This is a genomic window from Streptomyces cyanogenus, assembly GCF_017526105.1.
Classification (GTDB): domain Bacteria; phylum Actinomycetota; class Actinomycetes; order Streptomycetales; family Streptomycetaceae; genus Streptomyces; species Streptomyces cyanogenus.
Genome location: NZ_CP071839.1, coordinates 6,153,396 through 6,168,804 on the forward strand (window position 1 = coordinate 6,153,396; position 15,409 = coordinate 6,168,804).

The following is a 15,409-nucleotide window of genomic DNA, read 5'->3' on the forward strand; positions in this document are numbered from 1 at the left end:
GTCCGGCCCGGGCTACGCCCGCGACCGGTGCGCCACGTACGCCAGCGTGCCCAGCAGCAGCCGTGCCGCCGGCGGGCGGGTCGCCGAGTCCAGCGCGGGCGGGCGCAGCCAGCGCACCGGGCCCAGGCCGCCCCGGTCGGAGGGCGGCGCGGTGATGTACGCGCCGGGGCCGAGACCGCGCAGGTCCAGCGCGGCCGGGTCGTCCCAGCCCATGCGGTAGAGCAGCCGGGGGAGCTCGGCGGCGGCGCCGGGCGCGACGAAGAAGTGGGCGCGGCCGTCCGGGGTGGCGGTCACCGGGCCGAGGGGAAGACCCATGCGCTCCAGCCGGACCAGGGCGCGGCGGCCGGCCGGCTCCGAGACCTCGATGACGTCGAAGGACTGCCCCACCGGCAGCATCACCGAGGCGCCCGGGACCTCGGCCCAGGCCTTGGTCACCTCGTCCAGCGTGGCCCCGGCCGGTACGGGCGGCGCGAACTCCAGCGGATGCGCGCCGGGCGCCACGCAGTCCGGCCGCCCGCAGGAGCAGACGCCTCCGGCGGCCCGCGCCCCCGGCAGCACGTCCCAGCCCCACAGTCCGGTGAACTCGGCCACGGCCGTGCAGTCCGCGGAACGGCCGCGCCGACGCGTGCCGGAGCGGATCTCGCGGATGCCGCCGATCGTGAAGCCCATGCCCCCTCCAACGGGTCCTGCGCGCCGGTGGTTACGACACGGAACGAGACGGAAGCGGAACGTAACGCTACGGCTCCGCCTTCCCTCCGTGACGCCGGGACAAGGCGGCGCCTGGAAGCGCAACCGGTGGCACGGCGGGGGATGCGCGCCCCCGCGTGCGTCACTCCGCCCGCTTCCGGCCGTCCTATGTCAAGTGAATCGCGCCCAGGCAACCGTGAGTTCATTCGAAGGGGTGGCGAATGGTGGCGTTTCAGGGATCCCTGTGGCTGGGCGGGTGATCGTAGGATTACTGTGAGTGTGCGAGCCCTGGGGGCACATGTCGCCGCGAGTATGCCGGAGGCAAGTCGTCAACTCGTTCGAAGGGTGAGAACCCGCGGACGGGGAGCCGTATTTACCGGCATTCTGATAGGGCTTGGCGCACCAGGCGACGAGTGGTCTCAGGGATGGGGGCGTTCCAGTGGGCGGCAACGGCGGTGGCGGGACGAACGCTGACAAGGGCCCCAACGAGCTGCTCGGCTCGTGGTTCGTGCGCAGCGGCTGGTCCAAGGGCGAGCTGGCCCGCCAAGTCAACCGCAGGGCCCGTCAGTTGGGTGCCAACCACATCTCCACCGACACCTCGCGGGTGCGCCGCTGGCTGGACGGGGAGAACCCGCGCGAACCGATCCCGCGCATCCTGTCCGAGCTGTTCTCCGAGCGCTTCGGCTGCGTGGTCTCCATCGAGGACCTCGGCCTGCGCGCCGCCCGCCAGTCGCCCGCCGCCTCCGGGGTCGACCTGCCCTGGACGGCCCCGCAGACGGTCGCCCTGCTCGGCGAGTTCTCGCGCAGCGACCTGATGCTCGCCCGGCGTGGCTTCCTCGGCACCTCGCTCGCCCTGTCCGCCGGCCCCTCCCTCATCGAGCCCATGCAGCGCTGGCTCGTGCCCACGCCGTCCTCCCCGGTCCCGCCCGAGCCCCAGCCCGCCCTCGACTCCCGCCGGCCGGGCCGGCTCTCCAAGCCCGAGCTGGACCTGCTGGAGTCCACCACGCGCATGTTCCGCCAGTGGGACGCCCAGTGCGGCGGCGGCCTGCGCCGCAAGGCCGTCGTCGGCCAGCTGCACGAGGTCACCGACCTGCTCCAGGAACCCCAGCCCGAGGCCACCGCCCGCAAGCTGTTCCAGGTCGCCGCCGAGCTGGCCGAGCTGGCCGGCTGGATGAGTTACGACGTCGGCCTCCAGCCCACCGCGCAGAAGTACTTCGTGCTCGCCCTGCACGCCGCCAAGGAAGCCGGTGACAAGCCGCTCGGCTCCTACATCCTGTCCAGCATGAGCCGCCAGATGATCCACCTGGGCCGGCCCGAGGACGCCCTGGAGCTGATCCACCTCGCCCAGTACGGCAGCCGCGACTGCGCGAGCCCGCGCACCCAGGCCATGCTGTATGCGATGGAGGCCCGCGCCTACGCCAACATGGGGCAGCCCGGCAAGACCAAGCGCGCCGTCCGCATGGCGGAGGACACCTTCGCCGATGTCCACGAGTGGGACGAGCCGGACCCCGACTGGATCCGCTTCTTCTCCGAGGCCGAGCTGTACGGCGAGAACTCCCACTCCTACCGCGACCTCGCCTACGTCGCCGGCCGCAGTCCCACCTACGCCTCCCTGGCCGAGCCGCTGATGCGCAAGGCGGTGGAGAAGTTCGCCGAGGACGCCGAGCACCAGCGGTCGTACGCGCTCAACCTGATCGGCATGGCCACCGTGCACCTGCTCCAGCGCGAGCCCGAGCAGAGCACGGCCTACGCCTCGCGGGCCATGGAGATCGCCAAGAAGGTCCGCTCCGAGCGTGTGAACACTCGTATCCGAAAGACGGTCGACACGGCCGTACGCGACCACGGCGACCTCGCCGCCGTCATCGAGCTCTCCGAGCAGCTCGCCGTCGACCTGCCGGAGACCGCCGAAGCCGTCTGACACCGCCACCCCCGGTCCCCGGCCGCGGCCGGTCCTCCCGAACTGCCCGACTCGGCTCCCCCATGCCAGGTCATCGGAAGGCCCGCCGCGGCCGGTCTCTTTCCCGCGCCCGAACCGGCGCCGCGCTCGCGGATGTGGTGCTCGCCGTCGTGGTTCCTCAGGTGATGGTTGCGGTCGTGCTCGTGATGGTTGCGTGACGATAACGATCGGCGAGCCCGGAATCCGGCGCTTCATCCAGGCGTAACACGCAGGGCGCCCTTGTCACCCCGGCGAAACAACGAGGGGCTTCCACCGAAACCGCGCTGCGCCAATCTCGTGGCGCATAACCGGCCCGCCCCTCAACCGCCGGACCGCTCAGGCACCGCCCGCACGGGGCCGCACAACCGACGAGGAGACGCCGATGGCACCAGCCATCATGCTTGCGGCGGACGCACCCAAGCTGTCGTCCGCCAACACAGGCTTCATGCTCATCTGTTCCGCCCTGGTGATGCTCATGACCCCGGGACTGGCCTTCTTCTACGGAGGCATGGTCCGCGTCAAGAGCACCCTGAACATGCTGATGATGAGCTTCATCAGCCTCGGGATCGTCACCATCCTGTGGGTGCTCTACGGCTTCTCCCTCGCCTTCGGCACGCACAACAGCCTCATCGGTTGGAACTCCGACTGGTTCGGCCTCAGCAACATCGGGCTGACGGAGCTCTGGGACGGCTACTCCATCCCGGTCTTCGTCTTCATGGTCTTCCAGCTGATGTTCGCGATCATCACGCCGGCCCTGATAAGCGGCGCCCTCGCGGACCGCGTCAAGTTCTCCGCGTGGTCGCTCTTCATCGCCCTGTGGGTCACGATCGTCTACGTCCCGGTCGCCCACTGGGTCTGGGGCGCCGACGGCTGGGCCTACAAGCTCGGTGTGATCGACTTCGCGGGCGGTACGGCGGTCCACATCAACGCCGGTGCGGCGGCTCTCGGTGTCATCCTCGTCATCGGCAAGCGCGTCGGCTTCAAGCGTGACCCCATGCGCCCGCACAGCCTCCCGCTGGTCATGCTCGGCGCCGGTCTGCTCTGGTTCGGCTGGTTCGGCTTCAACGCCGGTTCCTGGCTCGGCAACGACGACGGCGTCGGCGCGCTGATGTTCGTCAACACCCAGGTCGCCACCGCCGCCGCCATGCTGGCCTGGCTCGCCTACGAGAAGATCCGGCACGGCGCGTTCACCACCCTCGGCGCCGCCTCCGGCGCGGTCGCCGGTCTGGTCGCCATCACCCCGTCCGGCGGCGCGGTCTCCCCGCTCGGCGCGATCGCCGTCGGCGCCATCGCCGGTGTGGCCTGCGCCGCGGCCGTCGGCCTGAAGTTCAGGTTCGGCTACGACGACTCCCTCGACGTCGTCGGCGTCCACATGGTCGGCGGCATCATCGGCTCCCTGCTGATCGGCTTCTTCGCCACCGGCAAGGGCCAGTCCACCGCCACGGGCGTCTTCTACGGCGACCACACCTTCACCCAGCTGTGGAAGCAGTGCGCCGGTGTCTTCGCGGTCCTCGCCTACTCCCTGATCGTCTCCGCCGTCCTCGCCTTCCTCCTCGACAAGACCCTCGGCATGCGGGTCACCGAGGACGAGGAGATCTCCGGCATCGACCAGGCCGAGCACGCCGAGACCGCATACGACTTCAGCGGCGCCGGCGGCGGCGTCACCGGGTCCCTGGCCGCCCCGGCCCTGGCCGCCGCGCAGAACAAGAAGGTGGACGCATGAAGCTCATCACCGCCGTCGTGAAGCCCCACCGGCTCGACGAGATCAAGGAAGCCCTCCAGGCCTTCGGCGTCCACGGCCTCACGGTCACCGAGGCCAGCGGATACGGCCGGCAGCGCGGCCACACCGAGGTCTACCGCGGTGCCGAGTACACCGTCGACCTCGTCCCCAAGATCCGCATCGAGGTGCTGGCCGAGGACGACGACGCCGACCAGCTGATCGAGGTCATCGTCAAGGCGGCCCGCACCGGCAAGATCGGGGACGGCAAGGTCTGGTCCCTGCCCGTCGAGACCGCCGTACGGGTCCGCACGGGCGAGCGGGGGCCGGACGCGCTCTGACGCAGCAGAATGCGAGTCGGGGGAAAGTCCGGGGGGAACGGAACAGGAGTCGCCGGGTGACGGGTACGGATGTGCGGAAAGAAACGGAAGACTCGGGACCCGGCGGCTACGCGGCGGCCCGGCTGCGCCTCCTCACCGAGGGGGCGCGGTCCGGGCCGCCGCGCCGTACCGCCCTGTCCGAACTGACCGACGACTGGCTCGCCGGACTGTTCGGCGCGGCGGCCGGGGGCCTGCCCGGCGTCTCGCTCGTCGCCGTCGGCGGCTACGGCCGCGGGGAACTCTCCCCGCGCAGCGACCTCGACCTCGTCCTGCTGCACGACGGCTCCGACCCCGCCGCCGTCGCCGCCCTCGCCGACCGGATCTGGTACCCGGTCTGGGACCTCGGCCTCGCCCTCGACCACTCCGTCCGCACTCCCGCCGAGGCCCGCAAGACGGCCGGCGAGGACCTCAAGGTCCACCTCGGCCTGCTGGACGCCCGCCACCTCGCCGGCGACGCCGGGCTCACCGCCGGCCTGCGCACCGCCGCCCTCGCCGACTGGCGCAACCAGGCGCCCAAACGCCTCCCCGAACTCCAGGAACTGTGCGCCGAGCGCGCCGCGCGCCAGGGCGAGCTGCAGTACCTGCTGGAACCCGACCTCAAGGAGGCCCGCGGCGGCCTCCGCGACGCCACCGCCCTGCGCGCCGTCGCCGCCTCCTGGCTCGCCGACGCCCCGCGCGAGGGCCTGGCCGACGCCCGCCGCCGGCTGCTCGACGTACGGGACGCCCTGCACCTGGCCACCGGCCGGGCCACCGACCGGCTCGCGCTGCAGGAACAGGACCAGGTCGCGGCCGAGCTGGGCCTGCTCGACGCCGACACCCTGCTCCGGCAGGTCTACGAGGCGGCGCGGCTGATCGCGTACGCCAGTGACGTCACCTGGCGCGAAGTGGGGCGCGTCCTGCGCTCGCGCGCCGTCCGGCCACGACTGCGCGCCATGCTGGGCGGCGGCAAGCCGGTCACCGAGCGTTCCCCGCTCGCCGAGGGCGTGGTCGAGCAGGACGGCGAGGTGGTGCTCGCCCGCGCCGCACGCCCCGAACGCGACCCCGTGCTCCCGCTGCGTGCCGCGGCCGCCGCCGCCCAGGCCGGTCTCCCGCTCTCCCTGCACGCCGTACGGCGCATGGCCGCCACCGCGGGCCCCCTGCCCACGCCCTGGCCCGCCGAGGCCCGCGAACAGCTCGTCACCCTGCTCGGCTCCGGCCGCCCCACGATCGAGGTCTGGGAGGCCCTGGAGGCGGAGGGCCTGATCACCCGCCTGCTCCCCGACTGGGAACGGGTCCGCTGCCGCCCCCAGCGCAACGCCGTCCACATCTGGACGGTCGACCGGCACCTCATCGAGACCGCCGTCCGCGCCTCCGAACTCACCCGCCGGGTCAGCCGCCCCGACCTGCTCCTGGTCGCCGCGCTGCTGCACGACATCGGCAAGGGCTGGCCCGGCGACCACTCGGTGGCCGGCGAGATCATCGCCAAGGACGTCGCCGCGCGCATCGGCTTCGACCGGACGGACGTGGCCGTGCTCTCCCTGCTGGTCCGCCACCACCTGCTGCTCATCGAGACGGCCACCCGCCGTGACCTGGACGACCCCGCCACCGTCCGCTTCGTCGCCGAGGAGGTCGGCAGCCAGAGCACCCTGGAACTGCTGCACGCCCTCACCGAGGCCGACGCCCTCGCCACCGGCCCGGCCGCCTGGTCCTCCTGGCGCGGTTCCCTCGTCGCCGACCTCGTACGACGCGTCTCCGCCGTCCTCGCCGGAGACGCCCCCGACGAGCCCGAGCCGGCCGCGCCCACCGCCGAGCAGGAACGCCTCGCCATCGAGGCCTTCCGCACCGGCGGCCCGGTCCTCGCCCTGCGTGCCCAGCCCGAACCGGTCACCGAGGAGCCGTCCGGCGAGCCGGAACCCCTGGGTGTCGAACTCCTCATCGCCGTACCCGACCAGCCCGGCGTCCTGCCCGCCGTCGCCGGCGTCCTCGCGGTGCACCGCCTCACCGTCCGCACGGCGGAACTGCGCGCCGTCAGCCTGCCGGGCGACGTGGACGACGAGGGCGCGGTCCTCCTGCTCAACTGGCGGGTCGCCGCCGAGTACGGCTCCCTGCCCCAGGCGGCCCGGCTCCGCAGCGATCTGGTCCGCGCCCTGGACGGCAGCCTCGACATCGCCGGCCGCCTGGCCGAACGCGACGCGGCCTACCCCCGCCGCCGCGGCTGGACCGCCCCGCCGCCCCGCGTCACCGTCGCCCCGGCCGCCTCCCACCACGCCACGGTCATCGAGGTCCGCGCCCAGGACGCCCCGGGCCTGCTCCACCGCATCGGCACGGCCCTGGAGAAGGCGGGCGTACGGGTCCGGAGCATGCACGTGTCGACGCTGGGGGCGAACGCCGTGGACGCGTTCTACGTCACGACGGGGGCGGGCGCGCCGCTGCCGACCGGGGACGCGGCGTCCCTGGCGGGGGTGCTGGAGGAGACGCTGCGGGCGTGACCTCCGCGCCGGTGCCGCGGTTGCCCAGGACGTGGTCTCCGCGCACGCCCCGCTCGCCGATCGAGGCGGGCGGGGGTCGTTACCCTGCCGGGCCAGATACCCTGGAAGACGCTCAGACCGCCCCCGACTCCGAGGACCGAAGCCGCCGTGTTCGATACTCTCTCCGACCGCCTCAGCGCGACTTTCAAAAACCTCCGCGGGAAGGGCCGGCTGAGCGAAGCGGACATCGACGCCACGGCGCGCGAGATCCGTATCGCACTCCTCGAAGCCGACGTGGCGCTGCCCGTCGTGCGTACGTTCATCAAGAACGTCAAGGAGCGCGCGCTCGGTGCCGAGGTCTCCAAGGCGCTGAACCCCGCCCAGCAGGTCCTCAAGATCGTCAACGAGGAACTGATCACCATCCTCGGCGGCGAGACCCGGCGTCTGCGCTTCGCCAAGCAGCCGCCCACCGTGATCATGCTGGCCGGTCTCCAGGGTGCCGGTAAGACCACCCTCGCGGGCAAGCTCGGCCGGTGGCTGAAGGAGCAGGGCCACTCGCCGCTGCTGGTCGCCGCCGACCTCCAGCGCCCCAACGCCGTCAACCAGCTGAGCGTCGTCGCCGAGCGCGCCGGCGTCGCGGTCTACGCGCCGGAGCCGGGCAACGGCGTCGGCGACCCGGTGAAGGTCGCCAAGGACTCCATCGACTTCGCGAGGTCCAAGGTCCACGACATCGTGATCGTGGACACCGCCGGCCGCCTCGGCATCGACGCCGAGATGATGCAGCAGGCCGCGGACATCCGCGACGCCGTCTCCCCGGACGAGATCCTGTTCGTCGTCGACGCGATGATCGGTCAGGACGCCGTCAACACCGCCGAGGCCTTCCGCGACGGCGTCGGCTTCGACGGCGTGGTCCTCTCCAAGCTCGACGGTGACGCCCGCGGTGGTGCGGCCCTGTCCATCCGGCAGATCACCGGCAAGCCGATCATGTTCGCGTCGAACGGCGAGAAGCTGGACGACTTCGACGCGTTCCACCCGGACCGGATGGCCTCCCGCATCCTCGACATGGGTGACCTGCTCACCCTGATCGAGCAGGCGGAGAAGACGTTCAGCCAGGAAGAGGCCCAGAAGATGGCCTCGAAGCTGGCGTCGAAGAAGGGCCAGGACTTCACCCTGGACGACTTCCTGTCCCAGATGGAGCAGGTCAGGAAGATGGGCAGCATCAGCAAGCTGCTCGGCATGCTCCCGGGCATGGGCCAGATCAAGGACCAGATCGCCAACCTGGACGAGCGGGACGTCGACCGCACCGCCGCGATCATCAAGTCGATGACCCCGGCCGAGCGCCAGGACCCGACGATCATCAACGGCTCCCGCCGCGCCCGGATCGCACGTGGTTCCGGTGTCGAGGTCAGCGCCGTGAAGAACCTGGTCGAGCGGTTCTTCGAGGCCCGCAAGATGATGTCCCGCATGGCCCAGGGCGGTATGCCGGGCATGCCGGGGATCCCGGGCATGGGCGGCGGCCCCGGCCGGCAGAAGAAGCAGCAGAAGAAGGCCAAGGGCAAGCAGCGCTCCGGCAACCCGATGAAGCGCAGGCAGCAGGAGCTGGAGGCGGCGCAGCGCCGCGAGGCCGCCGCGCAGGGCGGCAACGCCTTCGGCCTGCCGGGCCAGCAGGGCGGCCAGGACTTCGAGCTGCCGGACGAGTTCAAGAAGTTCATGGGCTGAGTCCCCGCGCGTACGACCTGAGGGGCGCCCCCTTCGCGGGGGGCGCCCCTTGCGCGTGCCGAGGCCCGCCGGGTGTCGTAACGTCCAGATATGAGCGATGCGGCGCCGCCCCGCAAGAACCCTGATCAGCCGTGGCGCGCCGAGGGCACACCGGATGAGTCTCCTCGGCGTCCCGGCCGGCTGCGGGGCGGTAAATGGTGGGGCCTGCTCGCCACCGCGGTGATCGTCTTCGTACTGGCCTACCTCGGGCTGCACTACCTCGGCCAGGGCAACGAGCCCACGATCTCGTACACCGAGTTCAGCAGGCAGGTCGCCGCGGGCAACGTTGCCAAGATCTACTCCAAGGGCGACGCGATCCAGGGCGAGCTGAAGAGCCCCCACGCCAACCCCGAGGGCGGCGGCGACTACACCCGGTTCAAGACGCAGCGGCCGGCCTTCGCCACCGACCGGCTGTGGCAGAACCTGAGCACTCACGGGGTCACGGTGACCGCGCGGCCGGTGGTGCAGGAACGCAGCTTCGTGGACAACGCGCTGATCTCCCTGATCCCGATCGTGGTCCTGGTCGTGGTGTGGGTCCTCGTCTCCCGGCGGCTCGGCGGGGCTCTGCCCGGCGCGGGCGGACTGTTCGGCCGCCGGGCGCCGCCCAAGCCGGTCGGGCTCCGGCCGGGCACGGAGCGCACCACCTTCGCCGACGTGGCCGGCATCGACGAGGTCAAGGGCGAACTCGACGACGTCGTCGATTTCCTGGCGCACCCGGACGTCTACCGCAGGATGGGTGCGAAGCTGCCCCGCGGGGTGCTGCTGTCCGGGCCGCCCGGCACCGGCAAGACCCTGCTCGCCCGGGCGGTCGCCGGGGAGGCCGGCGTGCCGTTCTTCTCGGCCTCGGCGTCCGAGTTCATCGAGATGATCGTGGGCGTCGGCGCGTCCCGCGTCCGCGAGCTGTTCGCCGAGGCCCGCAAGGTGGCGCCGTCGATCATCTTCATCGACGAGATCGACACCATCGGACGCGCGCGCGGCGGCAGTTCCTCGATGAGCGGTCACGACGAGCGTGAGCAGACGCTGAACCAGATCCTCACCGAGATGGACGGCTTCTCCGGCTCCGAGGGCGTGATCGTCATCGCGGCGACCAACCGCGCGGACATCCTGGACCCGGCGCTGACCCGTCCCGGCCGCTTCGACCGGGTGGTCACCGTGTCCCCGCCGGACCGCGGTGGCCGCGAGGCGATCCTGCGGATCCACACCCGGCAGATCCCGCTCGCACCCGACGTGGACCTGACCCAGGTGGCCCGCGTGACCCCGGGCATGACCGGCGCGGATCTGGCCAACCTCGCCAACGAGGCCGCTCTGCTCGCGGTCAAACGCAAGCAGGAGCAGGTGACCGGCGCCGAGCTGTCCGAAGCGCTGGAGAAGGTGCAGCTGGGCGCCGAACGCACCCTGATCATGCCGGAGGACGACCGCCGCCGCACCGCGTACCACGAGAGCGGCCATGCCCTGCTCGGCATGCTGCAGCCCGGCGCCGACCCCGTTCGCAAGATCACCATCGTGCCGCGCGGCCGGGCGCTCGGCGTGACCATGTCCACCCCCGAGGTGGAGCGCTACGCCCACTCCGAGGAGTACCTGCGCGGGCGCATCATCGGTGCCCTGGGCGGCATGGCGGCGGAGGAGGTCGTCTACGGGGTCGTCACGACGGGCGCGGAGAACGACCTCGAACAGGTCACCAACATCGCGCGCGGGATGGTGGGCCGCTGGGGTATGAGCGAGCGCGTCGGCCGGCTCTCCGCCCTGCCGAGCGACGCCCAGCAGGCGTACGGGCTGTCGGCCGCCCCGCAGACCCTGGACGTCATCGACTCCGAGATGCGGCGGATCGTGGACGACTGCTACGAGGAGGCGTGCCGCAAGCTCCGCGACAACCGGGGCCGGCTGGACGCGCTGGCGCACGCGCTGCTGGAGACGGAGACGCTGGAGGAGGCCGACGCGTACCGGATCGCGGGGATCGCGCGCCTCACCAAGGACGGTGAGGAGTGAACCGCGCCTCTGCGGCCCGAGGGCTCGGCCCGAGGTCAGGGCACGCGGGCGATCAGGTAGCGGAAGACGTTCGGCATCCACACCGTGCCGTCCGGGCACCGGTGCGGGTGCAGGGCCTCCGCCAGCTCCTTGTCGACCTGCTTGGCGTCGGTCGCGGCGATCGCGGCGTCGAACAGCCCGGTGGACAGCAGTCCGCGGACCGCGCTGTCGAGGTCGGCGTACCCGAACGGGCAGGCGACCCGCCCCGAACCGTCCGGCTTCAGCCCGGCCCGCCCGGCGACCTCCTCCAGGTCGTCGCGCCGGGCGGCCCGCCAGGTGCGCGCGCCGCCCACCGGATCGGCCAGTTTGGTGGCCACGCGTAACACCGACGAGGTGGCGCAGCGCTCCGGCGGTCCCCAGCCGGCCAGCACCACGGCGGCCCCGCGGCCGGCCAGCGGCAGCGCGCCGGCGAGCAGGTCGCCGAGCCCCTCGGAGTCGCCCGCGAGGCTGCCGACCGGCTCGAAGACGGTCACCAGGCTGTACCCGGCCGGGTCCGCGCCGGCCGCGTCCGCGAGCGGGCCGCCGACGAGTTTCGCCGCCGTACGCGCGCGCGTGCCGTTGCCGCCGCCGGGCGGCGGGTCCGGCAGCAGGCGTTCGCGTGCGAGGGCGAGCCGTTCGGGGCAGGCCGAGTCGACACCGGTGACGGCGGCGCCCCGGGAGGCTGCCATCAGCAGGGCGAGCCCGGAACCGCAGCGCAGGCCCAGCAGCCGGGTGGCGGGGCCCACGTCGAGCCGGTCGTAGACGGCTTCGTAGAGCGGTACGAGCATCCGCTCCTGGATCTCGGACCAGTCACGCGCGCGTGCGCCGAGGTCCACGCGGGCTGCGGAGTCCGCGTGAGACAGGTGCTGCCGCACGAGCGTAGGTGTCATAGGTATGCGCCCCAATCCGCCGAGACTTCGCCGCTGCGCCCGGTTGCGTGGCCCCCGTGCCGTGCGCGCGCCCTTCCCACGTATGCCACGTAACTCCCGGCTCGCGGTGCCGTCCAGGGGTAGCGGGGCGCTCCTTGGGGTGAGGACGCGGGTGTGGCGAGATTTCACATCCCGGCAACCTGGACGGCCCCGCGGTGTCCGCCCCGCCGGACAGACCGGGCAGAGGCCGGAACGGGCCGGTGACCGGGGGGTGTGAAGGCACCGGGTAACGTCACGGGCGCCGTGGACGCTGTCAGGGGTGAGGGCCGGCGCCGAGAGCGACCGAAACACCTCTTGCACGGCGGCCGGCCACCGTCGCACCAGGGCTCCCGGGCGGTGCGTAGCGCGGACTACGCACCAGCTTGGTATGAGCTGTGACGCTTCTCCGCAGATCAGCGCACCCGCCCTCGTCAGGACGCATCAGTGCCAACTGACGGGTACGTGCAAATTATTTGGGATGCCCCGGAATAGGAACACAGCGGCACCCCCGCTCGTTGTCATTACGTGAGCACGACACAGACACCACCTGTTCTCGCCGCAGAGCTGGCGCAGGCGTGGGCCGATATCCAGCGGTACCACCCCGAGCTGCCGGACCTTGCCGCGCCAGAGTCCCTGATCGGGGAGTCGTCGTCCGCGTGCGGTCACGAACTCTCCTTCGAGCGGCTGCTCCATGAGGCAGTCCACGGCATCGCCGCCGCCCGCGGTATCCGTGACACCTCCCGGGCGGGCCGCTACCACAACCGCCGGTTCCTCGCGATCGCCGAGGAGCTGGGCCTGGACCACCCCGAGGAGCCGCATCCGAGCAGCGGTTTCTCGCTGGTCACGCTCAACGCCGAGGCGAAGCGGCGCTACCGCCCGACCATGGAGCGGCTGCAGCGCGCGCTGAAGGCCCACACCGCGGCCACCGCCGCCGACACCACCCGTACCTTCCGCGGCCCGGCCGCCCGGCACGGCTCCTCCGGCGGCGGCGTCCGGGTCAAGGCGGTGTGCGACTGCGGGCGCAACGTCCGGGTGGTGCCCTCGGTCCTGGCCCAGGCCCCGATCGTCTGCGGCGGCTGCGGCAAGCCGTTCCGCATCCCGGAGGTCGTGGGAGCGGCGTAGGCCTACGGCTGCTCGTGGCAGCCGTAGCCGGGCCGGCACCCCGCCCCGCACCGGACGGCGCACCCGACGTGACTCACCTCCACGCCGGGTGCCTCTCCGGCGTGCCCGGGCACGGCTCACCCACCCTCGGCCCGAAGCGGCCCGCCGGGTGTGGCAGAATGGCTGGCTGTACTCGACAGCCGCACAGGACCCCTCTCTCCTCCGGCTGACGCGTCCATCGGGCACTCGGGTACCGCAACCCCACGCGGCGTCTCGCCGTGCCCAACCACGTCAAATCCAGGAGAACCCACTCCCGTGGCAGTCAAGATCAAGCTGAAGCGTCTGGGCAAGATCCGTTCGCCTCACTACCGCATCGTCGTCGCCGACTCCCGTACCCGCCGTGACGGCCGGGCCATCGAGGAGATCGGCAAGTACCACCCGACCTACAACCCGTCGGTCATCGAGGTGGACGCCGAGCGTGTGGCGTACTGGCTCGGTGTCGGCGCCCAGCCGACCGAGCCCGTGCTCGCCATCCTGAAGAAGACCGGCGACTGGCAGAAGTTCAAGGGCGAGCCGGCTCCCGCGCCGCTGCTCGTCGCCGAGCCCAAGCCGGCCCGTCCGTCGTTCGAGGCCTTCACCGGTGAGGACGAGGGCAAGGGTGAGGCCATCACCCAGAAGAAGAAGGCTGAGAAGAAGGACGAGGCGGCTGCCGAGTCCCAGTCGACCGAGGCCTGAGCAGCATGCTCGAAGAGGCGCTTGAGCACCTCGTGAAGGGCATCGTCGACAACCCTGACGATGTGCAGGTCGCCTCGCGCAACCTGCGTCGCGGGCGCGTGCTCGAGGTCCGGGTGCACCCGGACGACCTCGGCAAGGTGATCGGCCGCAACGGCCGCACCGCGCGCGCCCTGCGCACCGTCGTGGGCGCCATCGGCGGTCGCGGTGTCCGCGTCGACCTGGTCGATGTGGACCACGTCCGCTGACGCTTCATCGCAACCGGCTCGGGCCGGGGAGGGCCACTGGCCGTCCCCGGCCCGCAGTCGTATGAGCAGGACGCGAGCAGCAGATGACAGGAGAATTGGACACGTGCAGCTGGTAGTCGCACGGATCGGCCGTGCCCATGGCATCAAGGGCGAGGTCACCGTCGAGGTACGCACCGACGAGCCGGAGCTCCGGCTCGCACCCGGCGCCGTACTCGCCACGGACCCCGCCTCCGCGGGACCGCTGACCATCGAGACGGGACGCGTCCACAGCGGTCGCCTCCTGCTGCGCTTCGAGGGCGTCACCGACCGCAACGCCGCCGAGGCGCTGCGCAACACCCTGCTGATCGCCGAGGTGGACCCGGAGGAACTGCCCGAGGGCGAGGACGAGTACTACGACCACCAGCTGATCGACCTCGACGTGGTCACCGAGGACGGCACGGAGGTCGGCCGGATCACCGAGATCTCGCACCTGCCCACGCAGGACCTGTTCATCGTGGAGCGCCCGGACGGCAGCGAGGTGATGATCCCCTTCGTGGAGGAGATCGTCACCGAGATCGACCTGGAGGAGCAGAGGGCGGTCATCGCCCCGCCGCCGGGCCTGATCGACGACCGCGCGGAGATCGCCTCGTCGAGGGACGACAGCGCATGAGGCTCGACGTCGTCACGATCTTCCCCGAGTACCTGGAGCCCCTGAACGTCTCCCTCGTCGGCAAGGCACGCGCGCGCGGGCAGCTGAACGTCCACGTGCACGACCTGCGGGACTGGACGTACGACCGGCACAACACGGTCGACGACACGCCGTACGGCGGCGGACCCGGCATGGTGATGAAGACCGACCCCTGGGGTGACGCCCTGGACACGGTCCTCGCCGACGGCTACGAAGCCGGCGCCCGGGGCCCCGCGCTCATCGTCCCCACGCCGAGCGGCCGGCCCTTCACCCAGGAGCTGGCCGTGGAGCTGTCCGAGCGGCCCTGGCTGATCTTCACGCCGGCCCGCTACGAGGGCATCGACCGGCGGGTGACGGACGAGTACGCGACCCGGATGCCGGTCTACGAGGTCTCCATCGGCGACTACGTCCTCGCCGGCGGCGAGGCGGCCGTACTCGTCGTCACGGAGGCCGTCGCCCGGCTGCTGCCCGGCGTCCTCGGCAACGCCGAGTCCCACCGCGACGACTCCTTCGCGCCCGGCGCCATGGCCAACCTCCTCGAAGGCCCCGTCTACACCAAGCCGCCCCTCTGGCGCGGCCGCGACATCCCCGAGGTGCTGCTGAGCGGCCACCACGGCAGGATCGCCCGCTGGCGCCGCGACGAGGCCCTGAAGCGCACGACCCTCAACCGCCCCGACCTGATCGAGCGCTGCGACCCCAAGGCGTTCGACAAGAAGGACCGCGAGATGCTGTCCGTCCTGGGCTGGGAACCGGACCCGGACGGGGAGCCGTACGGCCGATTTTGGCGCCGGGCCGAGGGCGTGGAAGAATAGACCGCTGTTGTG

General features: G+C 71.9%; 13 protein-coding genes. 11 read left to right on the forward strand and 2 right to left on the reverse strand.

Translation table 11 applies throughout. From position 1 onward, the window contains the following. Positions 1-12 precede the first annotated feature (12 nt). Positions 13-669, reverse strand: coding sequence for a bifunctional DNA primase/polymerase (locus S1361_RS27850; protein ID WP_208034653.1), 657 nt, complete (start codon positions 667-669; stop codon positions 13-15). A 457-nt stretch (positions 670-1,126) separates the two neighbouring features. Between S1361_RS27850 and nsdA the strand changes: the two genes are divergently transcribed. From nsdA to ftsH, 6 genes are all read left to right on the forward strand, one after another. After that, entirely contained in the window at positions 1,127-2,605 is a 1,479-nt protein-coding gene (nsdA, locus tag S1361_RS27855) for a transcriptional repressor NsdA (protein WP_208034654.1), read from the forward strand. A gap of 400 nt (positions 2,606-3,005) precedes the next feature. After that, positions 3,006-4,346, forward strand: coding sequence for an ammonium transporter (locus S1361_RS27860; protein ID WP_208034655.1), 1,341 nt, complete (start codon positions 3,006-3,008; stop codon positions 4,344-4,346). Further along, entirely contained in the window at positions 4,343-4,681 is a 339-nt protein-coding gene (locus S1361_RS27865; protein ID WP_208034656.1) for a P-II family nitrogen regulator, read from the forward strand. The genes S1361_RS27860 and S1361_RS27865 overlap by 4 nt, the downstream gene beginning before the upstream one ends. Before the next feature lie 56 nt (positions 4,682-4,737). Further along, positions 4,738-7,188 (forward strand): [protein-PII] uridylyltransferase, encoded by a 2,451-nt coding sequence (locus S1361_RS27870; RefSeq protein WP_208034657.1) that lies wholly within the window; start codon positions 4,738-4,740, stop codon positions 7,186-7,188. 147 nt (positions 7,189-7,335) lie between these two features. Then, entirely contained in the window at positions 7,336-8,886 is a 1,551-nt protein-coding gene (gene ffh, locus S1361_RS27875) for a signal recognition particle protein (RefSeq protein ID WP_208034658.1), read from the forward strand. Positions 8,887-8,976: 90 nt separating this feature from the next. Further along, positions 8,977-10,911, forward strand: coding sequence for an ATP-dependent zinc metalloprotease FtsH (ftsH, locus tag S1361_RS27880; protein ID WP_208034659.1), 1,935 nt, complete (start codon positions 8,977-8,979; stop codon positions 10,909-10,911). Between the two features lie 35 nt (positions 10,912-10,946). On the opposite strand, the gene S1361_RS27885 is transcribed toward ftsH, so the two are convergent. Further along, positions 10,947-11,819 (reverse strand): class I SAM-dependent methyltransferase, encoded by an 873-nt coding sequence (locus tag S1361_RS27885; RefSeq protein WP_208034660.1) that lies wholly within the window; start codon positions 11,817-11,819, stop codon positions 10,947-10,949. Positions 11,820-12,362: 543 nt separating this feature from the next. Here S1361_RS27885 and S1361_RS27890 point away from each other — a divergent pair. From S1361_RS27890 to trmD, 5 genes are all read left to right on the forward strand, one after another. Next, positions 12,363-12,959, forward strand: a complete 597-nt coding sequence (locus S1361_RS27890; RefSeq protein ID WP_208034661.1) for a hypothetical protein — start codon at positions 12,363-12,365, stop codon at positions 12,957-12,959. Between the two features lie 294 nt (positions 12,960-13,253). Then, entirely contained in the window at positions 13,254-13,673 is a 420-nt protein-coding gene (rpsP, locus tag S1361_RS27895) for a 30S ribosomal protein S16 (RefSeq protein WP_189304261.1), read from the forward strand. Between the two features lie 5 nt (positions 13,674-13,678). Continuing rightward, positions 13,679-13,918 (forward strand): RNA-binding protein, encoded by a 240-nt coding sequence (locus S1361_RS27900; RefSeq protein ID WP_003973401.1) that lies wholly within the window; start codon positions 13,679-13,681, stop codon positions 13,916-13,918. Between the two features lie 103 nt (positions 13,919-14,021). After that, positions 14,022-14,567 carry a ribosome maturation factor RimM gene (gene rimM, locus S1361_RS27905; protein ID WP_208034662.1) on the forward strand — a complete coding sequence of 182 codons (546 nt, stop codon included), beginning with the start codon at positions 14,022-14,024 and terminating at the stop codon, positions 14,565-14,567. Continuing rightward, positions 14,564-15,397, forward strand: coding sequence for a tRNA (guanosine(37)-N1)-methyltransferase TrmD (trmD, locus tag S1361_RS27910; protein ID WP_208034663.1), 834 nt, complete (start codon positions 14,564-14,566; stop codon positions 15,395-15,397). Before rimM ends, trmD begins: the two co-directional genes overlap by 4 nt. Positions 15,398-15,409 lie beyond the last annotated feature (12 nt).